This window comes from Donghicola eburneus, assembly GCF_900115865.1.
Classification (GTDB): Bacteria; Pseudomonadota; Alphaproteobacteria; order Rhodobacterales; family Rhodobacteraceae; genus Donghicola; species Donghicola eburneus.
The window spans coordinates 1-25,431 of sequence record NZ_FOXY01000017.1; the positions used below are offsets into that span (position 1 = coordinate 1).

The window sequence follows — 25,431 nt, forward strand, 5'->3', positions numbered from 1 at the left end:
GCTTCATGGACAGCTTCTACGGTCCGATCGGATTTATCACCTCGGTATTGAAGAGGCCGATCAAACATTCGGCGAGTGCATTGTCGTAGGCAGCACCAACGCTTCCGACAGACAGATCTATGTCTGCATCCGCCGATCAGTCCGTATACTTGATAGACAGATATGGCTAGCCGCGGTCAGGATGGAAAACCAAGCTTTTGTGAGCTGGTGTTTGTCCTTGCCAGATCGCTTGCTCGAATGCGTTGAGAACGAACTGGGTCTTCATTGAAGTCATTGCCCGCCAGCCGACAATTCGCCGCGCAAAGACGTCGATCACAAAAGCCACGCATACAGTGCCTGGCCAAGTGTGCATATAGGCAAAGTCTGACACCCATAGCTGGTTCGGACAGTTCAAGAAGAAGAGACTGTTTACCTTGTCGTCCGGGCACGCTTGCGATGGTGGGCTCATTATTGAGCATCCCAGTGCTACAAGCACAATCGCGAACCGATTGGTCGTGACAACCTTCTCCCCTCAGACCACACTCCTGACCCCGAAAACCATCATACAAGCTCTCGACAGTACAACGAGCGACGTCTTCACGATCACGACGCAAAACATTCCAAATCTTCCGCGCGCCATAGAGCTTGCGGTTCTCCTACCAGATCGCTTCTATCTTGAGACACAAACAAGCCTCGGACTTTGCCCAGGCCAAGGCCCGGGATGAGTTAGGTCTAGAACCAGGTCGTCTTCGTGCGGCAGAGATTCTTTGTGCCGCAGCCCAGATTCAAGAATTACGCCGAGCTTAATGCTTTGCTCCAAAACCGCTGCGTGGCGTGGCCAAGGCCAATCCCCAGCTAGACCGCAAGGATCGAATGACTTGGGAGCTGTTCCAAGCGGAGTGCGAGAGCCATTGTCCGTATGTCGCTACTCTTGATCGTTAGTCGGCAGGCGATTGCAGCGCAAGCGGCCGAGAGGGGGCTTGAACCGATGGTGCTTCAACTGGCTCACCTAGCTTAGGGATATCGTCGGCTTGATGCAGCTCGCGGACCTCTCGTTCCAATTCGCTAAACCGAGCTTTCTTCGCAGCTGTCGCGCGTGGCCCGTCGCGGCCATCGCGTTCGGCTTGCCGCACCCAAACGCGAAGACTGTTCGGCGAACAGCCCAGTTTCTCTGCGATCGAAGCGAGCGCCGCAAACTCCGGGCTATACTCATCGCGGTGCTCCATCGCCAACCGAACCGCGCGTTTGCGAAATTCGGGTAAGTATGGCTTCGAGCTTCTTTGTTTTCTGTTCTCCATAACAGGCAATGCTCCGAGAATTTAGCCCTCCCGTAAAGTTCGGGCGGTTCACTGCTTGTAGAGGGAGCATTCACTACCGAAGAACTCTGCGACAACATCAGCTTCGATTACATGTAAGCGGTAGGAACCGCGCATTGCGAGAGCAAGATCTTCTCTAGAAGACGTGCGGTTTTTTATTGACCCCCGCATTCGCTCTGAGAGGTCTGCTTAGTAAAGCCGTAAGCTTTTCTCCTCTGAAGCGTGTGCCTTTGCATCTATTGCGAGGTTTAGAAGCGCGCCAAAGGTCACCAGCCAAGTTGATCGCGAGATTGTTCGGTGAGGCTGCGTCAGCATGAAGAACCAAAACAGCCCACGCAAGCGAGGGCCGAGAAAGTCGCTCGACCCCCGAGGCAGCCTAGGCTGCAGCTGCTTTTTGTGCATCAATCATGACGCCAGCGAGGACGCCATAGGTTTCGGCCCATGCCTCCTTTACTTCGGGTGTGAAATCGTCACCGAGGCCTTTGCCAAGGGTGAAGAGCAGGGCCTCGCCAACGTAACCGTAGTGTTCGGGCGTGACTTCGTAGCCGTTATGACGACGGCCTAGGTCTTGGACTGCGGGCAGGATTTCGTCCAGCTTGGTCAGGCCGTTCACGGCGATGGCCAGCATCTGCATCAGTTTTTTCTTCTGCTCCGACATGTCATCGGGAAAGAGCGGACGTACTTGGGGGGCAAGTTCGAAGAGTTTGTCATAGAAGATGTCGGCTGCGGGACCAGCGATTGGCGCCACTTTTTTAAAGCTGTCTTGCACGAGGGTGATTTTCTCGGGGGTCATGTCTCTCATTCCTTGTTGTGTTCGATGAAGGCCAGTGCCTCGGCCTCGCCGCCGCTCGCCCAAACCATAAAGGTCACGGCTGCAGCGATCTCTGCGTCGCTTAGGTCGCGGTTGCCGCCACGGGCCGGCATTTCGGTGTAGGTTTTGCCCACAAAGCCTTGGGTGGCGTGGTCAATCAGAGTGGGCAGCCCCTGAGCGATGCGGGGCTGCCATTTCTTGGTTGCGGTGATCTTGGGCGCTCCGGTGGCTTTGTTGCCGCCGTGGCAGGCCATGCAGGTGCCCTCCCAGACTCCTTTGCCCTGAACCAGTGTTGGGGCGTCTGGTTCGGGCAGCCGGTCGGCAGTGACGAAGCCGTCCAGCCCACGGGTGGACAAAACGTCAGAAAGTGTCACTTCAGCCGCTGCAGGGGCACCCGCAAGGAGCGCCGCGCAGATTACCGCACGCCGCATCAGATCACTCCACAGGGATGCGGATAACCACACCGCCCATCACGTCACCGCCTTCGAAGTCGGTTTTGGGCGAGTCCTTGTGATCGTTGTGGCAAGAGGTGCACGCCTCGGCCACCGCAACGTCGGCGTAAAACGCGGTAAAGTAGTTCTGACCGCCAAGCTCTTCCTCTCCATAGAAATTCTCGCCGGGGTTATCGACGAGGTACTGAAGCCCCTCTTTTTCGAGGTCGGTTGCTGGAGCGTTCTGCTTGTTGATCGGCCAGAGCGACAACAGCGAGTACGAGAAAGCATCGGTTTCTTCGGCCACCATCTCCGCGCCAAAGCGGAACATCTGTGCGGGCAGAACCAGCGCTTTTTCATCTTCGAAGTGCTCGGAGGCGGTGATGACTTTTTCTTTGACCGCCAGTCGGTTGACGATCATGCGGGTGTAGACCGTGCGGTCCGAGGACATAACAAGATGCAGCAGATCCGCGACTTCTTGCTCTTCCATTTCAGCGTGGACGGCAGTGGCTCCGCTGAACGCCATTGCGCCGCAGAGAAGGACTGCTTTGATTTTTGTTCCGTAGCTGGTCATAACTATCTCTCCTGTTGGATTATGATTTGGCAGGGGTTTGCGTGGGACCGTGCGTTCATTGGTTGGCGCCTTGGTCGGACGGTTCTACGCGGCTTGTCGCCCAATCGATGCTTTCGATGTGGCGGGATGGTTGGCCCTTGAAGTTGTTTGCGATCAGCGCTGGATCAGCGAGCGCATCAATCGCAAAGCCCAATCCATGACAGTCTAGACAGACAGAGCGGATCATCTTCTCGTTCGGGCGAAGGTTGTCGTTCTGGTTGTGGTTGGTGACGGCAAAGCCTTTTTTCTCGGACTGCGGCATGTGGCAGGTCGCGCAGGTCACGCCGGTGCCTGCTAGGGCATTGCCAGTGGTTTCCGCCTGCCAGAGGGCAAAGTGCGGGCTTTCCTCATAGCTCTGGCTGTGATCGTCATTGTGGCAGCTAAGGCAGGCTGTGACAGCGGTTTGCTGCGGCTCTTCCTTGTGCGGCGAATGGCACGAGGTGCAGGTCATTCCTTGACCATGAGCGTCATCCGACAAATCGACCAAGGCTTCGTCCGTGCTCATCATCGGCGGCGGGGCGGGGTCGTTCAGATAGGCGTTGAGCGCGGTCACCAAGCCTTCGGGGGCATCTTTCCAGCCGAGAGATTTCAGCTGTTTGCCCGCGTCCCGAGGCTTCGAGATTTTCGAGTGCTGGCGCATCCCGTGACGGCCCAAGGAGAAGCTCTTGGCGGCGGGCTTGTGACAGTCCGAACAAATGCCCTCTTCGGGGTGGTCGTTCCACGCTTGCTCTTCGGGGGCGTGACAGCTGGTGCAGGTCACATCCGCCGCAGCGTGGGCGGTGCCCGCCCAATCGTGAGCGATTTCGTCGTCCTGAACCGGCGCATCGAGCGAGGCCAAATAGGTCTCAATCTCTTCCGTGCTGCTGGCGCGGGGCAATTGGGGCAGGGCGGCAGCGGCGACCACGGGTTCGTCCATCAGCCACGGTGCGCCTGCATGTTTCACAAGGAAATCCTCATAAAGCGCGCGGTTGTCATGGTAGTTGTGGCAGCCCGAAGAGGCACAGGTGTCAAAGGTCAGGTTCGCGTGGCTCTCGCGGTCCTTGCGAATGTCCTGATCGCCTTCGGAATGACAGGCCACGCAGTAGTCGCCTTGCAGGGTCACCATCATCGGCAGGGTGATTTCCGGCTGGTGCTCGGAATGGCAGGACGTACAGAACCGCCCGTCGATCTTTTCCCAGTAGCTGGCCATCCGCGGATTGGTGAATTTCTTTTTCGGGTGGCTGTCGTCGGCCTCTTTCAACTCGTCTTTGTGGCAAGTCGTGCAGGTCTTGTTGATGTCCTTTTTGATCGCGGCCTGACTGTCGAACGGGTCCGAAGTGTGGCAGGTTTCGCAGGCGATCTCGAGTTGGTGGTGAGCTCCAGCCGTCTGACCGGGCAGCAAGACCGTCCGGTCGCCGCCGATATAGAGCGCCGCGAAAACCGCGCCTGCGCCGACAAAGGTCAGCAGGCTCCAGAGCATCCAAAGAAGGGCGTTGCGTGACATCTGTTGCCCTCCTTAGAACGCGTAACTTGTTAAAACATGGGCGAGGATCAGCAGCGGCAGCGGCCAGATCATCACGATATGGGCCCAATTGGGCCAGCGGCGGGCGGGTTTGCGAGCGGTGCCGATGCGGCGCGCGCGCAACTCGTGGTCGCCGCCTGTTGCCAGACCGGCTGCCGCGCCAAACACCAGCGTCGCGGCAAAGCTGACAAAGAGCATGAGGTTCAGGTTGTCCCCCGGTCGTAGGCCGGTGTGCACGATTAGTCCAATCGCGGCCAAGGCACCAATCCCCAGATGGATCAAACGCCAGCCGTCATAGGATCCAAGCTTATCTATAAAACGCAGACGCTTGCGAAGGCCGATCGCAATCGCGGCCAACGTGAGCCCCAGCAGGATGAAGCCCGTCCACTGCCGCACGATATTGTCGCGCCACAACCAAACGCGCAGGCTCTCAGCGTCGAAATTGCTGGGGTAAGGAATGCGCGGTACAAGCGCGACGGTCAAAGCAGCTAATGCGGCCAGTGCGGACAAAACCAGAATGGGGCGATACCAGCGAACGGGCTTGGGGGCTGCGCCGCTGTTCACCATCTCGTCCAGAAGGGGAACGCAGGTTCCGCAGACCGTGCCAGCACCGGTCGCCGCGCTCAGCGCTTCGGGGGTCTTGGCCCCGCCCGCCATCGCGTCTCTTAGCCGCCCGCAGGTCACACCGGTGCAGTTGCACACAGTGGCGGCATTCGGCATTTGCGAGATGTCGCCGTCCTCTTCAACCCAGAGCGACCCGCCGCGCAGGAAACGGCCCACCATCCACGGAAAAATCAACGCTTCGTTCTGAATGGCACTTTGTACGCGACTGGCCTGAGGCCAACTGCCCACGGCAATGGCCCCGACCAAACGTCCCCCGCGTAGGAAAATTCGGCGATATCCAGTGTCGTCGCGCCAAGTATGGCTGCGGACGTCCGGCGCGACTTCTAGTTGCTCGACCTGACCGACAGAAAATACGTCTGCGCCGATGACTTTTAGCTTGGTGGTGGGTGTTGAGCCTTGGTAGCGACCATGCTCCCCCAGAATGTCAGCAACTGCCGCATCAGCTTGTTCATAGCCCGGTCCGACCAGACCATGCACGACGCCGTTGTGTTCGGCACATTCACCAATCGCGTAGATGTCCGGATCCGAGGTCCGCATTGCATCATCAACGGTGATGCCACGGCTAAAGCTCAGCTCGGCGGTGCGCGCCAGATCAGTTCGGGCGCGGACGCCAGTGCAGATGATGACGGTATCACATGGCAGGACTGTTCCATCCGCAAGGCGCACCGACTCGACCCGATGCTCGCCTTCGATCGCTTTGACAGCAACGCTGGCTCACAGCGTGACGCCAAGCTCTAGAATTTTCTCGGCCAACAGCGCGCCGCCCTCTTCATCAAGCTGACGGGGCATGAGCCGGTTTTCGTGCTCGACTACGGTGACTTGGGCCTGCCGCTGCTGCATGCCGCGTGCGGCCTCAAGGCCCAAGAGACCACCACCGATCACAACGACGCGCCGGGCGCTGATACTCCGCGCCATCAGGGCCGACGCGTCCTCGGCCGAGCGGAATGTGAATACACCGGGCAGATCGCGTCCCGGGACCCCGGGGATAAAGGCCCGCGAGCCCGTCGCGATAATCAGTTTTTCATATGGCCAGATTTGCCCGTCGGCGGTCGTCACAAAACGTTGCGCACGGTCGATGGATTTCGCACGCATTCCGGTGAGGAGACGCAAATCCTGTTCGGGGTCATCAAATCCGGGAGTGACAATCTCACCGAACTGCACCGCGCCCGCAAGAAGAGGCGTAAGCTTGACGCGATTGTAAGGCTCGAACCGTTCTGTCGATAGAACTGTCACTGCGAGCCCGCGTTTCGCCAAAAGCGTCGCGGCGCGCGCACCCACTGGGCCGCCTCCGATCACCACAATACGGGAGCGAGCGGACTCAATTAGAGGGTGTTCTTCGGTGAGGGCTGGCTGTGCTGGCATTTCACTCGCAAGGGTTTGGTCGTGGAAGTTCCACGCCGCTTCGTGCGCCCATAAGGCGCAGGGAAATCAACATAAATTCGGGACGAACGTTGTCTCGGAAGCGGCCAACCTCGTTGTCAGCACATTCTTGATGCTACATCAGGTTGAACAAACGAGAACCTTTTTCTGTACTGCAGCTGAATAAGAGGCATCGCACGGGGGCCTCCGGGCCGCCTTGGTGAATTTCTATACATTCATTTTGGGTGAATGATTAAATCTGGTGCGGTGTGTGAATGGTGGCCGGCTGCTGAAGTGCGAGTACGGCCCGAATCCAGATGGCTCCGCGGATCACTCGCCGCCTGTCAGCGACAATATATCGATCGCTTTGGGGTTCCGCGCGATCACTTGCTCAACCGTGTAGTTGTCCAGCACTCGAAAGAAGGCTTGCTTCGCCTCTGACATGATGCAGATCAGCCCGCATTCAGGCGCAAGAATACAGGACGAGCAATCGACCAAAGCTTGGCCGCCCTCCGTATGACGTACAATTTGTCCCACGGTCAGCTCCGATGGCGAAATGGCAAGCCTAATGCCGCCAGTGCGTCCTCGCACAGACTCAAAGAAGCCTGCGCCAACCAGATCAGTGGTGAGCTTCATGATATTTCCTTGCGGCAGGCCATACACTTTGACGATCTCCGAAATCTGCACCAAGCGCGCTTGATTGATCGCAAGGTAGAGGCTGACCCTTAGGGCATAATCCGAATAGCGCGTAAGTTTCATCGACTTTACATCCTGAGCCGTCTGCTAACCGGTCTCTTCGGCTGTGTCGTGATGGCCAGAAGGGACTCTGTCGCTTGCTTGGCACAGAACAGATTTGGAAACAAAGGTGTATGCGTTCAGGTTAGTGGTACGCTGCGATATCCACTGAAGACGGCTAAACTTTTCGCTTGGGTATGAGGTGTTGGAGCGCCAGGACGGCACTAACGGCGCGCTGGCTGACCTAAGCAGGTACACCAGAATTACTTGTTTTTTGGGGTAAATGTGGCTGGGGTGGTAGGATTCGAACCTACGGTGCGCGGTACCAAAAACCGGTGCCTTACCACTTGGCTACACCCCAGCAGCAGTGTGAGGCGGTGTTTACTCAAAGCGTTTGGGGGCCGCAAGGGGGGTGAAGTAAAAAAAACACCCCAATTTCGATTTTTCTCAGTCGAAGACTTCGTCTGCTTTGACGCCCCAAATTCCGGCCTTGGGAGTCCAGCCGCGGTAGTCGGCGACGCGTAGCTCGCACCAGGTGGGAATGCACTCGACGATTTGGGCAATCACTCCCTTTTCCAGTCGCGCAATTTCTGTCGCGCGCAGGTCGGGGCTGGCGTAGAGGCTGACCATCTCTTCGTCCACGAGCGCCGTACGCCGACCAGAGAGCAGGGCATAGTGAATCCAGCCGCCAGCGCCGTCATGGTCGCGAATGCGGCGCCAGTGTCCGTATTCTGCTGTGACTTCGACGGGCAGATCCTTGCGTTTGAACTCCCAATCAACGCGGTGTGTCTGACTGGGGCCGCGACGCACGTTCGCTTTGGACGACTTGATCGACACAAAGCGGGGGAGGGGCAGGTTGGTGACGGGGCCGCGCGCCTCTTCCTCAGGCGCGGGTTGTACGTCTTGGGCGAAAAGAGGGGTGCTGGTCAGGAGAGCGGCGATCAGAGCCGCACCAAGGATGGGAAATCCGCGAAAGGTCATCTGCTCTTTGTCTTTTTTCAGTGGGGTTCTTGTGCTGGCCCGTGTCATGGGACACTCTGCCAGCAACAGCGCGATATGGAAAGATGCGGAGGTTCCGAATGCCATCAGAGCGTTTGAAAGTTGTTGTGACGCGACGCCTGCCAGAAGCAGTCGAAACGCGGATGAAAGAACTTTTCAATGTAACTTTGCGTGAGAACGATCAGCAGATGAGTCGCGAGGAATTGGTCGCGGCCATGAAGGATGCGGATGTTCTGGTGCCGACACTGACCGATACTTTGGATTCGTCGGTGTTGTCGTCAGCGGGCGATCGGCTGAAGCTGATTGCAAACTACGGGGCGGGGATTGACCATATCGACGTTCATACCGCGCGTCAGCGAGGCATTCTGGTGTCGAACACCCCCGGCGTGGTCACTGAAGATACGGCGGACATGACGATCGCGCTAATCCTTGCGGTCACGCGCCGCATTCCCGAAGGACTGGCGACCATGCAGTCCGGGGATTGGGCCGGTTGGGCGCCGACGGCCCTGCTCGGGGGGCGCGTAGGTGGCCGCCGCTTGGGTATTCTGGGGATGGGCCGGATCGGTCAGGCGGTGGCGCGGCGGGCCAAGGCATTTGGCATGCAGGTGCACTACCACAATCGTCGCCGCTTGCGTCCCGAGATCGAGGACGAGCTGGAGGCGACCTACTGGGAGAGCCTTGATCAGATGGTGGCGCGTATGGATATCATTTCCATCAACTGTCCGCACACACCTGCCACGTTCCACTTGATGAATGCGCGGCGCTTGAAGTTGATGAAACCGAATGCGGTTATCGTGAATACTTCGCGGGGCGAAGTGATCGACGAGAATGCTCTGACGCGGATGCTGCGCGCGGGCGAGATTTCGGGGGCTGGCCTCGATGTGTTTGAACACGGGCATCAGATCAACCCGCGTTTGCGTCAGCTGAACAACGTGGTTCTTCTGCCGCACATGGGCTCGGCGACGATCGAGGGGCGTTTGGAAATGGGCGAGAAGGTCTTGCTGAACGTCAAAACCTTTGCCGATGGGCATCGTCCACCGGATCTGGTGGTGCCGGCGATGCTTTGATCTGCGCGCCTGCGTGTGGCGGGCGCTGGCGCAGTTGGGTATTTAGACCAAGAAAGAGGGGGCCGTGCTGGCCCCCTTGTTCGTTCTTAGCGGTAGACTTCGTCTTCGGTGGGGAAGGCGCGGGATTTGACGTCCGCCGCGTAGTCGCTGACAGCCTGTTCGATCATCGGGCCGAGTTGGCCATAGACTTTGACGAATTTCGGAGTCCACGGGTTCAGGCCGAGCATATCTTCGAGCACCAAGATCTGACCGTCGCATTCGGCGCTGGCTCCAATTCCGATCGTGGGGATGTCGATCTGTTTTGTGATCCTTGCCGCCAGCGGTTCGACCATGCCCTCGAGCACGATGGCAAAGGCGCCGGCTTCGGAGACGGCTTTGGCGTCTTCTTCATGCAAGGGCCAGCTGTCCTCATCGCGGCCTTGGGTTTTAAAGCCCCCAAGAACGTGGCTCGATTGCGGCGTCAGCCCGATATGCGCCATGACGGGGATGCCGCGTTCTGTCAGGAATTTGATGGTTTCTGCCATGCGCTTGCCGCCCTCGAGTTTCACCGCGCCGCAGCCGGTTTCCTTCATGATGCGCGCTGCGTTGCGGAAGGCGATGTTGGGGCTTTCTTCATAAGTTCCGAAGGGCATGTCGACGACGATCAGTGCCTTTTGGGTGCCCCGCACCACAGCTTTGCCGTGCATGATCATCAGGTCCAGAGGCACGCCCACGGTCGATTCCATGCCGTGCATCACCATGCCAAGGCTGTCGCCCACCAGAATGAAATCCGCGTGTTTGTCGACAATTGCGGCCGTGTGCGCGTGGTAGCTGGTCAGCGAGACGATAGGTTCGCCTCCTTTGCGCTGTGCAATCTGGGGGACAGTGGTGCGGCGGACCTGTTTCTGTGCGCTCATGGCGTAACTTCCTTCTGATCGATCAGCATGACGCCACCAACCTCGACCGAGATCATGATGGCGGTCAGTCCGGTCAGGGGACCGGAAATGTCTGCGAGTGTCTCGGCCGCGACGATATCACAGCCCACGAGTTTTGCACGGGGCTCCGCGCCTATGGTGTCCCCTATGATTTGGTGTAGCTCTGCGACAGTGGCACCGGTTTTAGCGGCGGCGTCTGCGGCGGCCAGAGATTGGCTTAGAACCACAGCAGCGGCGCGATCTTCGGGCGAGAGGCGCACATTGCGGCTGGACATGGCTAGACCGTCGGATTCGCGGACGGTGGCTTGACCTACGATTTCGATCGGCATGTGCAGGTCGCGGACCATCCGGTGGATCACTTGCAACTGCTGGTAATCCTTTTCGCCGAAAATCGCGACATCCGGCTGGATGATGTTAAAGAACTTGGTGACCACAGTGGTCACGCCGCGGAAATGACCGGGGCGTACCGCTCCGTGCAGCATGTTCGCCAGTTTGGTCGTCTCGACAATGGTTTCCGCGCCCTCGGGATAAATCTCTGATGCATCGGGTAAGAAAACGGCATCAACGCCTTCGGCCCGTAGCATGGCCAGATCGCGGTCGGTGTCGCGCGGGTATTTGGCCAAATCGTCGGGATTTTCGAACTGGGTCGGGTTCACGAAGATCCAGACCACCACGCGGTCGCCCTCGGCACGTGCGCGACGCACCAGAGTCATATGACCCTCGTGCAGGTAGCCCATGGTCGGCACCAGAGCGACTCGGTCTCCTGCCTGCTTGTAGCCGGCAACAGTCCCGCGAATCTGGGCAATTGTGGTGCAGATTTCCAATTTGGGCCCCTCCCTTTGGCGTCATAGGGCTTCTATCTTTCTGCGGGGGCAAGAACAACGACTGTATCATGCGACGTTGCGGTCGGTTTTATGCCGCAAAATGTCGGCTGGACCCTGCGGCAGAACATACGATCTGACTAGATAGAGCGAAAGAATTCTGCCCGCAGGGAGTCCCTTGATGAAAACCCAAGTCAAAGCGCTGGTTGTCGGTGGTGGTGCCATCGGTGCATCCGTAGCCTATCACCTGGCCAAAGCCGGTTGGGACGATGTCGTCCTGATGGAACGCGACGAGTTGACCGCCGGCTCGACCTGGCATGCCGCCGGTCTGCTGCCCCTGTTCAACATGAGCTACGCGGTCAGCCACATCCACCAGTACTCGGTGGAGTTCTACAAATCGCTCGAGGAAGAAACCGGCCTGAACGCGGGCTTCTCGATCGTGGGCAACCTGCGTATGGCCCGCACTCAAGAGCGTATGGACGAATATATGCTCTACGCCTCGACTGCCGAGACTGTGGGCGTTCCCTACGAATTCATGACTCCCGAGCAGATCAAAGAGCGTTGGCCGCTGGTTAATGTCGAAGGTCTGGTTGGCGCGATCTACCACCCCACCGACGGTTACATTAACCCTGCAGACGTCACTCAGGCGATGGCCAAGGGCGCCCGTCAGCGCGGCGTCGAGGTCTATCGCAAGTGTCAGGTGGACGACTACGAATGGACCGGCACTGAGTGGATCGTGCGCGGTACCATCATGGTCGAAAAGGGCGGCAACCTTGTCCCCGGCGAAGAAAAGTTCGAAATCCGCGCCGAGCACGTTGTCACCTGTACCGGTAACCACGCACAGCGCACCGCCAAGATGCTGGGCATCAAGATGCCCGCCATCCCCGTTGAGCACCAGTTCATCGTGACCGAGCCCGATCCCGCGCTGGTCGAATACCGCAAGGATCACCCCGAGCACCCCGTTCTGCGTGACGCCGATGCGAAGTGGTACGTCCGCGAAGAGCGCGGCGGCTGGATCCTTGGCCCGTACGAGCTTGGCGCGCCCGCATGCTTCGAATACGGTGTGCCCGACAGCTTCCGTGCGGACCTGTTCCCGCTGGATCTGGAGCGCATCGAAGAAGAATACATGGCGATGATCGAGCGTATTCCTTCGACAGAAGAAGTGGGTCTGAAAGACGACTTCAACGGCCCGATCTGCTACACCCCCGATGGCAACCCGCTGGTTGGCCCCGCACCTGGTCTGCGCAACATGTGGCTGGCCGAAGGTTTCAGCTTTGGCATCACCGCGGCAGGCGGCACCGGCTACTATCTGGCTCAGATGATGGTTGCTGGCGAAGCCGAGATCGACATGGCGTCGCTCGACCCCAAGCGTTTCGGCCAGAAGTGGATGACCACCGAATACGGCGCGCGCAAGAACGAAGAAGCTTACGAGCACGTCTACATTCTGCACCAGCCCGATGAAGAGCGTGAAGCCTGCCGTCCCCTGCGGACCGGTCCCGCCTATGAACGCCAGAAGGCGCGCGGCGCACAGTTCGGCTGCGTGAACGGCTTCGAGCGTCCCAACTACTACGGCCCGCTAGATGCGCCTGATAACTTCGATCACGAGGCCCGCAGCTTCCGCCGTGGCGGCTGGTGGCAGTACGCCGTCGAAGAAGCAAAAGCGATCCGTGAGGGCGTTGGTGTTGTCGACGCGACCGCCTTCACCAAGCACCTTGTCAAAGGCCCCGGCGCGACCGCGTTCCTTGACTGGTTCACCTGTAACAAGCTGCCCAAGACCGGCCGCATCAACCTGACCTATGCGCTGACCAAGCTGGGCACTGTGCGCACCGAATACACCATCGTCCGTCTCAAGGATGACGAGTACTATCTGGTGTCCGCAGGCGCTTGGCACGAGTACGATCAGGACTTCCTGATGAAGGCTGCCGAGGACATGGAAGCTGAGTTCGGCCGCATCGACATTCAGGATGTGACCACCCAGTGGGGCGTTTTCGCCATCGCCGGCCCCAAGTCGCGTGATCTTCTGAAAAAGATCATCAAGGACGCAGATCCCGAGACTGCCCTGTCGAACAAGCGCTTCCCGTGGCTGTCGGCGCGCCAGATCGAACTGGGTATGTGCCCCGTGAATGCGATCCGCGTGGCTTACACCGGTGAGCTGGGCTGGGAGCTACACCACCCGATCGAAATGCAGAACTACCTGTTTGACCTGCTGGAAAAAGCGGGCGCAGAGTTCGACATGAAGTGGGTCGGTGCCCGTGCACAGAACTGGCTGCGTCAGGAGAAATCCTACCGCGCGTTCGGCAACGAACTGGGCCGCGACGCGACCCCGCTCGAAGCAGACCTGCCGCGCTTTGTGGACATGTCCAAAGAATTCCACGGTAAAGCCCCGATGGAAGCGACCGGCATCCGCAGCAAGTGCGTGACTGTTCTGATCGACGGACCCGAAGATGCCGATCCGTGGGGCCGCGAGGCACTGTACATCGACGGTACCAAGATCGGTCGTCTGACTTCGGGTGGTTACTCGGTGGCGTTCGGCAAGTCGATCGGCATGGGCTACGTGAAGCCAGAGCATGCTGTGCCCGGCACCAAGGTGCAGGTGAAGATGTTCAACCAGCTGTTCGACGGTGAGATTGTGGTCGACAGCCCCTACGACAGCAAAAACGAAACCATCCGCAAGGACGGTTAATTTCTCTACTCCCCCAGAGAAAAAGAAGCGCTGTGCAGGGTCCCCCTTGCGCGGCGCTTCGCAGTTCCGAGCGACTTAATTATTTGCGGCCAAAGTCTGCGGTGGTTACCACGCCATCGCCATTTCGATCCATTTGGCCGATCCATGCTTCGGTGCGGCCCAAAAACTCTGCTCGGCTGACGCGGCCATCGCTATCGGCATCGTTATATGCCAAGTGCATGCCTCCCTCGGCATTCTTCATCGCGCCGTTGCCATGACCGCCTTGGCCTTCCATGTCGTTTTTGCGGGCTTCATCGAAATTCTTGTACTCTTCGCCGTCGATGAAGCCGTCTTCGTCCGCATCAAAGCTATAGAAGACATCGCCCCGACGCTCTTGGGCTTCGGCCAGCGTGACTTGACCGTCGCCGTCGAGATCCCAGTTCTCGATGAAATGCGAGCCGGGGACGCCATTTTCTGCCAGAGTGACAGAGGCGGCGAAGATCAGGGGCAGGGCCAGCTGGATGGGTTTCATGGAATGTCCTTTCTTGCTTTGCTGCATCTTAAACGCAGGAAAAAATATATTCCGGCTATGGAATATTAATTTTTTTCGGTAAATGCGTCAAAACACTCCAGTGCCTTGGCGGCGTACATCATCGACGGACCACCCCCCATCTGGATGGTCATACCCAGACAGTCCGCGACCTCCTCTCGGGTTGCGCCGCATTTGATCAGCGCGTCTACGTGCAAGGTAATGCAGGCCTCGCAGCGAGTTGCGACGGCAATCCCCAAAGCCACGAATTCTTTGGTTTTGAAATCCAGCGCACCATCCTGTTTGACGGCTTTGCTCAAGGTGCCAAAGCCTTTGGTTACGTCTGGGATGGCTTTGTTCAGGTTGCGTAGTTGGTCCTTGGTTGAGTCGATCTTGTCTTGCCAGCTCATGTATTCTGCCTTTCGCATATTTCAGCGACAGCAAAATCATTTGGCAAAGCTAAGTGCCTTGATCGATATCAACCGCGCAAACGATCCGGCGATACGGCAAACACTGTCTCGGTCGGCAGGCTAGAGGCCCGACCGCTGATCAAATCCGCAAGCAGATCGCTTAGGGCTGGCGCGGTTTGGAAACCGGTGCCCCCTTGGCCAGCAAGCCAAATGAACGATGGGTTTAGCGGATCGGCCCCGACCACTGGCGAGCGGTCGGCGGCAAAAGTGCGTAATCCGGACCATGTGTTGTTCACGCGGGTCACGGACAGGGTCGTCATATCCTCGAACCGGGCAAGGCCATGGGCCAGAACGCTCTCGTCCGGGGCTGAGTCGGTCGGCATGACCGGCTCCTCTTCGCCGCAGGACAGCAGCATTCCGTTCCCGGTCGGCTTTGCGTACCAGCGCCCGCCCGCCGCGCGGACATAGGGCCAGCGGCGGACATCGTGTCCCGCGGGGCTGGGCAAGTCGATCATCGACTGCCGTAGACAGGCCAGCCCAAGCGGCGGAAGCCCCGCCAATCCCGCGATCACATCAGCCCACGCCCCCGCCGCATTAATCACGAACCGAGAGCGGACCACGCTGTCCGCGCTGGCAATCTCCCACCCCTCAGAGGTTTGGGTCATCCCCAGAACCTGCGTGTTTGGTCGTAACTCTGCGCCATCTGCGCGGGCTTGATCAGCGTACCCTTTGATCAGGCTGTGTACGTCCATATCCAATGCATCGTTGGACCACGCGGCCCGCGATACCGTGCCTTGGTTCATCAGCGGAAAATAGACACCTGCATCCTCGATCGGGATAGGGGACAGATTGCCTGCGCGCATCTCGTAGTCGAAATATTGCTCTTCGCCTGCGCGGCCAAGGAGCAGCATCCCCCGTTTGCGCAGAACGCCCCCGTTGGCGAAGTGCAAATGGGTCGTGCTGGCTTCGGTCAAAACGCGCACGGCCTTGCTACCATGATGGGGCAGGAACATTTCTGACGAACGGCCAGAGGCGTGATAGGCCAACTGGCGCTCTGCCTCTAGGATCACGACAGACCCCAGCGGCGCCAACGCAGCCGCAGCCGACAGCCCTGCAATCCCGCCACCGACGATCGCAAAGTCATAAATTGCCGGTTTCCGGCTGTTCCGCCGGAAGAGGTTAGAGAGAATGCCTGCCATGGTGCACCGCGAGTGCTCGATTTTATATTTGTACTCCGATTCACGCGGCAAGACGCAAATTGCAATAAAAAACCGCGCCCGAACGCTCGGACGCGGTCTCATTTTGCAATTTTTATCGGCTTATTGCGGGATTTCGCCGGTGATGCCTTCGACGTAGAAGTTCATGCCCGCCAGAGTGCCATCGTCTGCGGTCTCACCTTCGGCCAGCCAAGCGCTGCCGTCCTGCTTGTTCAGCGGGCCGGTAAAGGGGTGAACTTCGCCAGATGCAATCGCGTCTTTCAGAGCCAAAGCCGCTTCTTTGACGTCTGCGGGTACCGCATCGGTGATCTCGCCGATGCCGACCATGCCAGCGCCGATGCCGTCCCAAGTGTTCGCGGTTTCCCAAGTGCCATCAATGACAGCCTGAGTGCGTTCGATGTAGTAGGGCGCCCAGTTGTCGATGATCGACGAGACGCGCGGCATGGGTGCGTACTCGATCATGTCGGACGCTTGGCCAAAGGTGTAGACGTTTCCAGCTTCCTGAGCGGCTGCCTGAGGGGCAGTCGAGTCGGTGTGCTGCAGGATCACGTCTGCGCCTTGTTCGATCAAAACCTTGGCGGCGTCAGCTTCCTTGGCGGGGTCAAACCAAGTGTAGGCCCAGACGATTTTGAATTCGACGTCGGGGTTCACCTTCTTGGCCTGAATGTAGGCGCTGTTGATGCCACGGATTACTTCGGGGATCGGATACGATCCGATGTAGCCGATGATATTCGACTCAGTCAGGTTGCCAGCGATCAGACCCTGTACCGCGCGACCTTCGTAAAAACGGGCCGAGTAGACCGACACGTTGTCAGCGGTCTTGTAGCCGGTGGCGTGTTCGAATTTCACATCGGGGAACTTTGACGCGACATTGATGGTCGGGTCCATGTAGCCGAACGAGGTGGTAAAGATCAGGTCTGCACCCTCGAGCGCCATCTGGGTCATCACACGCTCGGAGTCGGGACCTTCGGGGACCGATTCCACGAACACGGTTTCGACCTGATCGCCAAAGTGCTCTTCGACGGCCAGACGGCCTTCGTTGTGTTCATAGGTCCAGCCGCCGTCGCCCACAGGACCGACGTAGACAAAGCCGACTTTGGTTTTCTCGCCATGGCCTGCTGCCATTGCGCCGGTTGCAACGCCGAGCGCCATAGTGGCGGTGGCCAGATGCTTGATGAGTTTCATTCTCTTCAACTCCTGTTGGTGGTCTTTTTATGGCCTCAGTTCGAGGCGTGGAATGGGCGGCCCAAAGAGGCCGGAGCGCGGGAACGATCCGCGGACATGATAACCAACACAAGAATGGTTACCAGATAGGGGGACATTGCCAAATACTCGACGGGGATCGCGGCACCGGCGGCCTGCAGGTTCAGCTGGAGCACGTTCACCCCACCGAACAGATAGGCGCCAAGGATCACGCGACCCGGCTTCCAGCTGGCAAAAACGACAAGCGCGAGGGCGATCCAGCCGATGCCAGCGGTCATGCCCTCGGTCCACTGGGGGACACGGACGAGGCTCAGGTAGGCACCGCCGACTCCTGCACAGGCCCCGCCAAAAGCGATAGCGGCAAAGCGGATCAGGACGACCTTGTACCCCAAGGCATGGGCGGCATCGTGGTTTTCGCCAACAGCACGCAGGATCAGACCCGCCCGTGTACGGTGTAGGAAGAACCAGATCGCGATGGCCAAAACCAGCGCGAGGTAGACCATCAGGTCATGGGTAAAGAGCACGCGCCCGACAAAGGGGATATCGGCCAGCATCCCAAGATCCAGCTTGGGTGTCGAGGGCGGCTTGATGCCCACGTAGTCGCGGCCCAACAGCGCCGAGAGCCCGAGCCCAAAGAGCGTTAACGCGAGGCCCGATGCAACTTGGTTGGCCAAAAAGACCTGCGTGAGCAGGGCAAAGAGCAGCGAAAGCAGCGCGCCCGCAATGGCAGCACACAGGAATCCGAGGGCAGGGGAGCCAGACTCAACCGCGATGATGAAACCAGCCACTGCGCCAGTGATCATCATCCCCTCGACCCCGAGGTTCAGGACACCCGCGCGTTCCACGATCAGTTCACCCAGAGCGGCGAAGAGCAGCGGCGTCGCGGCGACCATCAGGCTGGCCAACAGCAGGACAGGATTGATCGAAGACAGGTCCATCACGCGGCCTCCTTGGCTGTGGGGCGGAAGCGGTAGTTGGTCAACAAATCCATAGCGAGCAGGAAGAACAGCAGCATCCCTTGGAAAACCTGAATAGCTGCCAGCGGCAGGCCCATCTGGCTCTGAGTGATCTCGCCGCCGATATAGGTCAGTGCCATCAGAACGCCCGCCAGCAAGATGCCAATCGGATTCAATCGGCCAAGAAAGGCCACGATGATCGCGGTAAAGCCGTAGCCGACGTTGAAGTCGATGCTGACCTGACCTGCTGGGCCTGCGATTTCAAATAGGCCCGCCATACCGGCTAGACCGCCCGAGATACCCATGCAGATCAGAACCATGCGCGTTGGGTTCACGCCCGCGAATCTGGCTGCACGCGGTGCCATACCCGACATGCGCAGGCTGAAGCCGAACATGTGACGGCTCAGGACGATATAGGCGAAAATCACTGCGATCAGCGCGGCAACCACACCCCAGTGCATGCCCGTTCCAGAGATGATCTCGGCGTTGTGGGCGCTAGGATATTGCTGCAGGTTGCGCGATCCGGGGAAACCCATGCCCTCGGGGTTTTTCATCAGGCCCAAGGCCATCGAGGCCAGCAACTGCTCGGCCACGTAGACCAGCATCAGCGAAACGAGAATTTCGTTGGTGCCAAATCGGACCTTCAGGACCGCTGGGATCAGGCCCCAGAGCGCGCCGCCAATCGCCCCTGCGATCACCATCAAGGGCAGCAGAATGAACAGTTCCATCGGGTAAAGCGCCAATGCCAAGCCTGCGCCGCAAAGAGCGCCAATGATATATTGCCCTTCGGCTCCGATGTTCCAAATTCCTGCGCGAAAGCCAAGGCTTAGGCCGATGGCAATCAGGATCAGGGGCGCGGCTTTGACCATTAGCTGCGGGCGGTAGTAAAACGCATATTCGCCAAACAGCGGTTCGTAGAAGATCTTTTCCAGTGCCAAGAATGGGTTCACGCCCAGCACCGCAAAGAGTGCGCCGCCAAACACCATGGTCAGCAGGACCGCCACGACGGGCGCCCCCCAGTTCCATTTGCCCGAGGGGATCGGGCGTTTTTCAATCTTAAACATGGGCGGCCTCCATGCCATGTGCGCCACCCATCATCAGACCGATTTCTTCGATCGTCAGGCCCGCGGCGGGGCGGGCTTGGGTCAGGCGCCCTTCGTTCAGGGCGGCAAAGCGGTCGCTGATTTCCATAAGTTCGTCAAGGTCTTGGCTGATGCATACGATTGCGGCACCTTCGGCAGCCAAGTCCAGCAGGGCCTGACGGATCGCAGCGGCTGCACTCGCATCAACACCCCAAGTCGGCTGGTTCACGACCAGAACGTGGGGCGCTTGCAGGACCTCTCGGCCAATGACGAATTTCTGCAGGTTCCCGCCCGATAGCGCCCGCGCAGCCACATGCGGGCCTGGGGTGCGTACGTCGAATTGATGAATAATCCGCTCGGCATACCCTTTGGCGGCGGCCCAGTTGATCCAGCCTCCTTTGGCGAACGCTTGACGGGTCACACCCGTCAGCAGGGCATTCTCGGTCAGGCTCATATCCGGCACGGCAGCATGCCCCAAACGCTCTTCGGGGGCGGCCAGCAGGCCGAGACGCCGACGCGCTGTCGGTCCAAGATTGCCGACCGGCTTGCCATTCAAACGAACCTGCTCCGCAGCGCAAAGCCGTTCGCCAGACAGGGCTGCTAGGAGTTCGTCCTGACCATTGCCCGCGACGCCGCCAATTCCAAGAACCTCGCCCTTGTGCAGGGTCAGAGTGATGTCTCGAAGGCTGGTGCCAAAGGCTTGGGCCGGCGGCAGGTTCAGCCCGCTGACATGAAGAGCCACTTCGCTAGAGGACACATCAGCCGCCCGCTTGGGCGGCTTCAGGCTAGTGCCGACCATCATCTCAGCCAATTCGGCGGCGGTTTTCTGGGCGGGAATGCAGGTCGCGACCTTCTTGCCCAAGCGCAGAATGGTCGCGTTGTCACAGAGCGAGCGGATTTCTTCGAGCTTGTGCGAGATATAGAGGATCGCTGTCCCTTCGGCTGAAAGCTTGCGCAGGGTCTTGAACAGGATCTCGACCTCTTGGGGTGTTAGAACGCTGGTCGGTTCGTCCATGATCAAGAGTTTGGGGTCCTGCAGCAGGCAGCGAATAATCTCGACGCGCTGCCTTTCGCCTGCGGACAGATCGCCCACGGTTCTGTGCGGGTCCAAGGGCAACCCGTAGGCGTCCGAAACGGTTCGGATCTTCGTTGCCAGTTCGCCTTGGGGCGGCGGGTTATCCATGCCCAACGCCACATTTTCGGCCACAGACAGCGCGTCGAACAGCGAGAAATGCTGGAACACCATCGCAACGCCTGCTGCACGGGCTGCATTCGGACTGGCAGGCACAAAAGGAGCACCATTCAAGGTCATCTTACCGCTGTCCGGAGAGACCAACCCGTAAATCATTTTGACCAGAGTGGACTTGCCCGCCCCATTTTCGCCAAGCAGGGCGTGAACTTCGCCCTGCTGGATGTCGAAGCTCACGTCGTCATTCGCGACGACTCCAGGATAGGCCTTGGTCAGCCCAGAGAGTGTTAAGAGTGGCGTGCCCACTGCGTCCCATCCCCGCTTGTTATTTCATCATTTGGTGAATTCAGTAGCGCAGCAGCCACCCCAACGGCAATGGCTTGCGGGTGTTTGCCCAACGCAGGATTTCCAATTGGGCAGGTGATGCGCGAAATCTGGTCCTGCGGGTGCCCCAAGGTCATCAGCCGCTTCTGGAACCGAGCCCATTTGGTGTCCGACCCGATCAGCCCGCAGAACCCGAATCCCCGCGTGAGCAGCGCGTGACACAGCGCGAAGTCGATCTCGTGGCTGTAGGTCAGGATCAGGTGCATGGCTTCTGTGGGCGCATGCATGGCTAACCGGTCAGGCTGGGCTGCGATGGCAGTCTCAATACCAGCGGGGCAGGTCTCGGGGAAACGGTCCGCGGCTGTGTCGATCCACGTGATCGCAAAGTCCGGCAGTGGGGACATCGTGTGCACGATCGCGCGCCCCACATGGCCCGCGCCCCAGATCCACAAAGGTGTGCGCGTAGGAGCGAGCGTCTCGGCAAACCAACCCGAGTGCAGACCTTCGCAGCTGGGCGGTGTACCGTCTGAAACACCAGGTAAAGGGCGTGCCCACAGTCCGTCGCTGGGCAATGTCGCCAATCGCGTTGCGTCAAAGATTTCCGTCAGGACCCGCACCGATCCACCACAGCATTGGCCCAAGGCCGGTCCTAACGGGTACAGGCGTGCAATATCCCGACCGTCGGTCAAGCTTTGGCGGGCGGCGGCAGCGGCATCGAACTCAAGCCGACCGCCCCCGATCGTGCCACTTTGTCCCTCTGGCCAGACCAGCATTTCCGTGCCCGCCCCGCGCGGGACAGAGCCGCGCGCCTCTAGGATGACGACGCGCGCCACGGTGCCATGTGCTGCGACAGCGGCTTCGAGTGCGGCCCGATCAAGCAAGACCGCGCACCCTTTGCACTGCGGCCAAGACTCGTTCTGGCGTCGCAGGTGCAGCCAGCGCAGGGTAGGCCGTGCCGCAGAACGCCACGGCATCAGACAGGGCCATCAAGACAGAGACTCCAAGGCAGAAGGGCGGTTCGCCCACGGCCTTGGATCGATGAATGGTAGCCTCGGGGTTGTCGCTCTCGTACAAGGCGACATTGAACACCTGCGGCCGATCCGAGGCAGCTGGAATTTTGTAGGTCGATGGGGCATGGGTGCGCAGACGCCCTTGATCATCCCACACCAGTTCTTCGGTCGTCAGCCAGCCCGCCCCTTGGACAAACCCGCCTTCGATCTGGCCGATGTCCAGCGCAGGGTTCAGGCTGCGCCCTGCATCGTGCAGGATGTCGGTCCGCAAAATGCGATACTCGCCGGTCAGCGTGTCTACCACCACTTCGGAGCAAGCCGCCCCATAGGCAAAGTAATAGAAGGGGCGCCCTTCGCCCTTGATCCGGTCCCATTGAATGTCGGGTGTCTTGTAAAAGCCTGTCGCCGACAGGCTGACGCGCCCCTCGTAACATTCCTTGGCCGCGGCCGGGAACGTTAGTGTGTCGCCACCCACACGTACCACGCCGCCTTCAAATAGTACTGCACTGGCCGTGGTCTGACGAACAGAAGCCAAGTGTTCAGCCATCCGGTCCCGTACCGCCTCGCAGGCAGTAAGGACAGCCATACCATTCAGATCCGACCCCGAAGATGCCGCCGTGGCCGAAGTGTTCGGCACCTTGGACGTGTCCGTCGCGGTCAATCGGACTTGGTCGAGCGAAATGCCAAACGTGCTGGCGGCCACTTGCGCGACCTTCTGGTAGAGTCCTTGCCCCATCTCGGTCCCGCCGTGGTTCAAGGCGACGGAGCCATCTTGGTAGACATGCACCAAGGCACCTGCTTGGTTCAGATGGGTCAGCGTGAACGAGATTCCGAATTTCACCGGCGTCATCGCGAGCCCGCGCTTCAAAACAGGGTTCTCTGCGTTCCACGCCGCAACCGCCGCGCGCCGCGCAGCGTAGTCACATCCCGTCGCCAGATCAGAAGTCAGCCCATGCAGGATGAAGTCGCTGACCTCTTGGCCATAAGGTGTCACCTGTTTCGTCTTGGCAGATAGCCCCCCGTCTGGGCTCTCCATCTCGGCGTAGTAGTTGACCTTGCGCACCTCTAGCGGGTCCAATCCCAACTGGTGTGCGATCTGATCCATTACCCGCTCGACACCCACCAGACCTTGCGGGCCACCAAAGCCTCGGAACGCGGTCGCGCTTTGGGTGTTGGTGCGCAGGCGGTGGCTCTCGATGCGGACGTTTTCGAGCAGGTAAGCATTGTCCGCATGCAGCATCGCGCGGTCTGCCACCGGCAGGCTCAAATCCTGCGCCCATCCGCACCGCGTGTAGTGAATGAAATCGATCCCACGCACGCGGCCATCATCGTCAAACCCGACCTCATAAGAGATGCGGAAGTCGTGACGCTTGCCCGTGATCACCATGTCATCGTCACGGTCATAGCGCATTTTGCAGGGCTTACCGGTCATCGACGCGGCGATCGCGCAAGAGACGGCCAGCGCGTTGCCTTGGCTCTCTTTGCCCCCAAAGCCGCCGCCCATGCGGCGCACTTCGACTTTGACCCCATGCATTGGCAGGCCCAAGGCGTCCGCGACCTTGTGCTGGATTTCACTGGGGTGCTGGGTCGAGGAATGAACGACCACATCGCCATCATCTTGGGGCAGGGCAAGCGCGGCCTGACCCTCTAGGTAAAAGTGTTCTTGTCCACCCATGTCGATGACGCCTTCGGCTCGATGGGGGCTGTTGCCAATCGCGCTCTGGGCATCGCCGCGGCTGTAGATGCGCGGACCTTCTTCGAAACGGCTGTCGGCGGCCATCGCCTCTTCGATCGTAAAGATCGGGGGCAGGGGGCTGTAGTCAACCTTCGCCAGCGTTGCGGCCTTGCGCGCTGCTGTGTGGCTCGTGGCGACGACCAGAAAGATGGGCTGCCCGACGTAGTGCACCGTATCGGTGGCCAGAAGCGGCTCGTCATGGGTCGAAGGCGAGACGTCATTCTCGAACGGGAGGTCTGCGGCGGCGAGAACAGCGATGACGCCGTCTGCCGCACGTACAGCGCTCAGGTCCATCGCGGTGATTGTGCCGTGCGCCTCGGTCGATTGACCGAAAGCCAGATGCAAACAGCCAGCAGGTGTCGGAATGTCGTCTACGTAGCGCGCCGCGCCCGTGACGTGCAGCCGCGCGCTGTCGTGCGGAGAGGGACGGTTGACGCTCATGGCTGGACCTCCAGCACGCTGGTCAGGGTGCCTTGGCTCTCGGCGAAATAACGGGTCAGCAAGTTGCGCGCCACGGTCAGGCGGTAGTCCGCACTGGCCCGCATATCGCTGAGCGGAGAGAAGTCCTGCGCTAACGCGTCATGGGCGGCGGTGATCGTCTCTGTCGTCCATGGCTGCCCAATCAGGGCGGTTTCCAGGTGGCTTGCCCGCTTTGGCGTGCCAGCCATGCCACCAAAGGCGATACGCGCGGTGGTGACCGCGCCGTCCGAAACGCTGATGTTGAACGCGCCACACAGCGCAGAGATGTCCTGATCAAACCGCTTGGAGATTTTGTAGACCTTCAGCCCTTTGGCAGCCAGCGGAATGGCGACGCCTTCGACAAATTCGCCCTGGGCGCAATCTTGTTGCCCATATTCGATAAAGAAATCTTCGAGCGGTAGGGTGCGCCGTGTATCGCCATGCCTCAGATGCAAGGTCGCGCCAAGGGCGATCAAGGCAGGCGGGCTGTCCCCGATCGGCGATCCATTGGCAATGTTTCCGCCAAGCGTCGCGGCAGAGCGGACTTGGGTCGACCCGTAGCGCCGCAGCATCTCTGCAAAGGATGGATAATGCGGGGCAATGGCCTCGCGCAGTGTCTCGATCGTGACACCTGCACCGACATACATCTGGTCGTCGTCGATGCTTATCTGCTTGAGGTCATCGCAGGCGTGCAAGAAAACGACGGGTCCAAGGTCTCTCATCTGTTTGGTCACCCAAAGCCCTACATCGGTTCCGCCCGCAATGATGCGGGTGTTCGGCTGCGCGGTGAGGATGGCGGCGAGCTCATCACCGGATGTGGGCAGCGCCGCATTGGGGAGGGTAGTTAGAGCCGCTTTGTCCGCAGCGACCCATTCGGGAACGGGAGCGGAGGCGGCCGCTTCGGCGGCGCGGATGATCGGAGCGTAGCCTGTGCAGCGGCAGAGGTTGCCTGCCAGCTGGTCATTAAAATCGGTTACGCCTGTCGCGTGGGCTGTGGCCATCGACGCAATAAAACCGGGGGTGCAGAAACCGCACTGGCTGCCGTGTTTTTCGACCATTTCCTGTTGCACAGGATGCAGGGTGCCATCGTCGGCGCGGATGCCTTCGACCGTGCGAATGGCTTTGCCCGCAATCTGGGGCAGAAACAGAATGCAGGCATTCAAAGCGCGAATGCCTTGATCGTCTTGCACCATAACGGTGCATGCGCCGCAGTCGCCCTCGTTGCAGCCTTCTTTGGTGCCAGTCAGGTGTTGTGTCAGTCGTAGCCAGTCGAGCAGAGTCTCCGTGGGCGGGATCTCTGCGGTCACGGTCTCTCCGTTCAGAAGAAACGTGGTTTTCATAGTGATACTAAATGCCGCTTTACCATGGCTGGCCGTGCTGGCGAGACTTCGATGCGGCGTAGAAGTCACGCGGGCTTTCAGTCAGGAAACCCTAAAGAGCTACGGTTTGACAAGGGCGTTGGTGCGAAACTGCGCTTTTTTCCTG

General features: G+C 59.5%; 24 protein-coding genes, 1 tRNA gene and 1 pseudogene. 3 read left to right on the forward strand and 23 right to left on the reverse strand.

The genetic code is table 11. The features are described 5' to 3' along the window. A partial coding sequence (locus BM225_RS21985) for a hypothetical protein (RefSeq protein WP_218157086.1) occupies nucleotides 1-268 on the forward strand: 268 nt, incomplete at its 5' end. Here the strand turns inward: BM225_RS21985 and BM225_RS22420 are convergent. The 11 genes and pseudogenes from BM225_RS22420 to BM225_RS19365 all read right to left on the reverse strand — a co-directional run bounded on the left by BM225_RS22420 (nucleotide 167) and on the right by BM225_RS19365 (nucleotide 8,350). Next, nucleotides 167-448: a DDE-type integrase/transposase/recombinase gene (locus BM225_RS22420; protein WP_072707669.1), complete on the reverse strand. Its 282-nt coding sequence runs from the start codon at nucleotides 446-448 to the stop codon at nucleotides 167-169. The genes BM225_RS21985 and BM225_RS22420 overlap by 102 nt on opposite strands. 469 nt (nucleotides 449-917) lie before the next feature. Beyond that, nucleotides 918-1,277 (reverse strand): transposase, encoded by a 360-nt coding sequence (locus BM225_RS22425; RefSeq protein ID WP_072707667.1) that lies wholly within the window; start codon nucleotides 1,275-1,277, stop codon nucleotides 918-920. Nucleotides 1,278-1,671: 394 nt separating this feature from the next. Beyond that, nucleotides 1,672-2,088: a globin family protein gene (locus tag BM225_RS19325; RefSeq protein ID WP_072707665.1), complete on the reverse strand. Its 417-nt coding sequence runs from the start codon at nucleotides 2,086-2,088 to the stop codon at nucleotides 1,672-1,674. A 5-nt stretch (nucleotides 2,089-2,093) separates the two neighbouring features. Next, entirely contained in the window at nucleotides 2,094-2,537 is a 444-nt protein-coding gene (locus BM225_RS19330) for a c-type cytochrome (protein ID WP_072707663.1), read from the reverse strand. Between the two features lie 4 nt (nucleotides 2,538-2,541). Beyond that, nucleotides 2,542-3,111: a Tll0287-like domain-containing protein gene (locus BM225_RS19335; protein WP_072707661.1), complete on the reverse strand. Its 570-nt coding sequence runs from the start codon at nucleotides 3,109-3,111 to the stop codon at nucleotides 2,542-2,544. A 55-nt stretch (nucleotides 3,112-3,166) separates the two neighbouring features. Continuing rightward, nucleotides 3,167-4,633, reverse strand: coding sequence for an ammonia-forming cytochrome c nitrite reductase subunit c552 (locus tag BM225_RS19340; protein WP_092465264.1), 1,467 nt, complete (start codon nucleotides 4,631-4,633; stop codon nucleotides 3,167-3,169). A 12-nt stretch (nucleotides 4,634-4,645) separates the two neighbouring features. Beyond that, nucleotides 4,646-5,698 carry a (2Fe-2S)-binding protein gene (locus BM225_RS22335; protein ID WP_338061000.1) on the reverse strand — a complete coding sequence of 351 codons (1,053 nt, stop codon included), beginning with the start codon at nucleotides 5,696-5,698 and terminating at the stop codon, nucleotides 4,646-4,648. A gap of 15 nt (nucleotides 5,699-5,713) precedes the next feature. Beyond that, nucleotides 5,714-6,637, reverse strand: a pseudogene (locus BM225_RS19350) (NAD(P)/FAD-dependent oxidoreductase); the annotation flags it as partial. Between the two features lie 327 nt (nucleotides 6,638-6,964). Continuing rightward, a complete protein-coding gene (locus BM225_RS19355) occupies nucleotides 6,965-7,393 on the reverse strand; it encodes an RrF2 family transcriptional regulator (protein ID WP_072707655.1) in 429 nt (142 codons plus the stop codon). A 262-nt stretch (nucleotides 7,394-7,655) separates the two neighbouring features. Further along, nucleotides 7,656-7,730 (reverse strand) — tRNA-Gln (locus tag BM225_RS19360). An 86-nt stretch (nucleotides 7,731-7,816) separates the two neighbouring features. Continuing rightward, nucleotides 7,817-8,350 carry an SH3 domain-containing protein gene (locus BM225_RS19365; RefSeq protein WP_072707673.1) on the reverse strand — a complete coding sequence of 178 codons (534 nt, stop codon included), beginning with the start codon at nucleotides 8,348-8,350 and terminating at the stop codon, nucleotides 7,817-7,819. 98 nt (nucleotides 8,351-8,448) lie between these two features. On the opposite strand from BM225_RS19365, the gene BM225_RS19370 reads away from it, so the two are divergent. Next, nucleotides 8,449-9,435, forward strand: coding sequence for a 2-hydroxyacid dehydrogenase (locus BM225_RS19370; protein ID WP_072707653.1), 987 nt, complete (start codon nucleotides 8,449-8,451; stop codon nucleotides 9,433-9,435). 86 nt (nucleotides 9,436-9,521) lie between these two features. On the opposite strand, the gene panB is transcribed toward BM225_RS19370, so the two are convergent. Further along, entirely contained in the window at nucleotides 9,522-10,331 is an 810-nt protein-coding gene (gene panB, locus BM225_RS19375) for a 3-methyl-2-oxobutanoate hydroxymethyltransferase (protein ID WP_072707651.1), read from the reverse strand. Then, nucleotides 10,328-11,173 (reverse strand): pantoate--beta-alanine ligase, encoded by an 846-nt coding sequence (gene panC / locus BM225_RS19380; protein WP_072707649.1) that lies wholly within the window; start codon nucleotides 11,171-11,173, stop codon nucleotides 10,328-10,330. The genes panB and panC overlap by 4 nt, the downstream gene beginning before the upstream one ends. 178 nt (nucleotides 11,174-11,351) lie before the next feature. On the opposite strand from panC, the gene BM225_RS19385 reads away from it, so the two are divergent. Further along, nucleotides 11,352-13,853, forward strand: a complete 2,502-nt coding sequence (locus BM225_RS19385) for a GcvT family protein (RefSeq protein ID WP_072707647.1) — start codon at nucleotides 11,352-11,354, stop codon at nucleotides 13,851-13,853. Between the two features lie 79 nt (nucleotides 13,854-13,932). Here BM225_RS19385 and BM225_RS19390 read toward each other — a convergent pair whose 3' ends face one another. From BM225_RS19390 to xdhA, 10 genes are all read right to left on the reverse strand, one after another. Continuing rightward, on the reverse strand, nucleotides 13,933-14,364 hold the full coding sequence (locus tag BM225_RS19390) for an EF-hand domain-containing protein (RefSeq protein ID WP_072707645.1): 432 nt from the start codon (nucleotides 14,362-14,364) through the stop codon (nucleotides 13,933-13,935). A gap of 65 nt (nucleotides 14,365-14,429) precedes the next feature. Then, nucleotides 14,430-14,771, reverse strand: a complete 342-nt coding sequence (locus BM225_RS19395; protein ID WP_072707643.1) for a carboxymuconolactone decarboxylase family protein — start codon at nucleotides 14,769-14,771, stop codon at nucleotides 14,430-14,432. A gap of 68 nt (nucleotides 14,772-14,839) precedes the next feature. After that, the gene (locus BM225_RS19400) at nucleotides 14,840-15,970 is read right to left on the reverse strand and encodes an NAD(P)/FAD-dependent oxidoreductase (RefSeq protein ID WP_072707641.1); all 1,131 of its coding nucleotides are present in this window, start codon (nucleotides 15,968-15,970) and stop codon (nucleotides 14,840-14,842) included. Between the two features lie 120 nt (nucleotides 15,971-16,090). Continuing rightward, a complete protein-coding gene (locus tag BM225_RS19405; protein WP_072707639.1) occupies nucleotides 16,091-17,173 on the reverse strand; it encodes a BMP family ABC transporter substrate-binding protein in 1,083 nt (360 codons plus the stop codon). 35 nt (nucleotides 17,174-17,208) lie between these two features. Next, nucleotides 17,209-18,129: an ABC transporter permease gene (locus BM225_RS19410; protein WP_072707637.1), complete on the reverse strand. Its 921-nt coding sequence runs from the start codon at nucleotides 18,127-18,129 to the stop codon at nucleotides 17,209-17,211. Further along, a complete protein-coding gene (locus BM225_RS19415; protein WP_072707635.1) occupies nucleotides 18,129-19,211 on the reverse strand; it encodes an ABC transporter permease in 1,083 nt (360 codons plus the stop codon). The genes BM225_RS19410 and BM225_RS19415 overlap by 1 nt, the downstream gene beginning before the upstream one ends. Next, nucleotides 19,204-20,724, reverse strand: coding sequence for an ABC transporter ATP-binding protein (locus BM225_RS19420; protein ID WP_072707633.1), 1,521 nt, complete (start codon nucleotides 20,722-20,724; stop codon nucleotides 19,204-19,206). Before BM225_RS19420 ends, BM225_RS19415 begins: the two co-directional genes overlap by 8 nt. Further along, the gene (gene xdhC / locus BM225_RS19425) at nucleotides 20,706-21,623 is read right to left on the reverse strand and encodes a xanthine dehydrogenase accessory protein XdhC (RefSeq protein WP_072707631.1); all 918 of its coding nucleotides are present in this window, start codon (nucleotides 21,621-21,623) and stop codon (nucleotides 20,706-20,708) included. The genes BM225_RS19420 and xdhC overlap by 19 nt, the downstream gene beginning before the upstream one ends. Continuing rightward, nucleotides 21,616-23,928, reverse strand: a complete 2,313-nt coding sequence (gene xdhB / locus BM225_RS19430) for a xanthine dehydrogenase molybdopterin binding subunit (protein ID WP_072707629.1) — start codon at nucleotides 23,926-23,928, stop codon at nucleotides 21,616-21,618. Before xdhB ends, xdhC begins: the two co-directional genes overlap by 8 nt. Next, nucleotides 23,925-25,286 carry a xanthine dehydrogenase small subunit gene (xdhA, locus tag BM225_RS19435; protein WP_092465267.1) on the reverse strand — a complete coding sequence of 454 codons (1,362 nt, stop codon included), beginning with the start codon at nucleotides 25,284-25,286 and terminating at the stop codon, nucleotides 23,925-23,927. Before xdhA ends, xdhB begins: the two co-directional genes overlap by 4 nt. Between the last annotated feature and the right edge of the window lie 145 nt (nucleotides 25,287-25,431).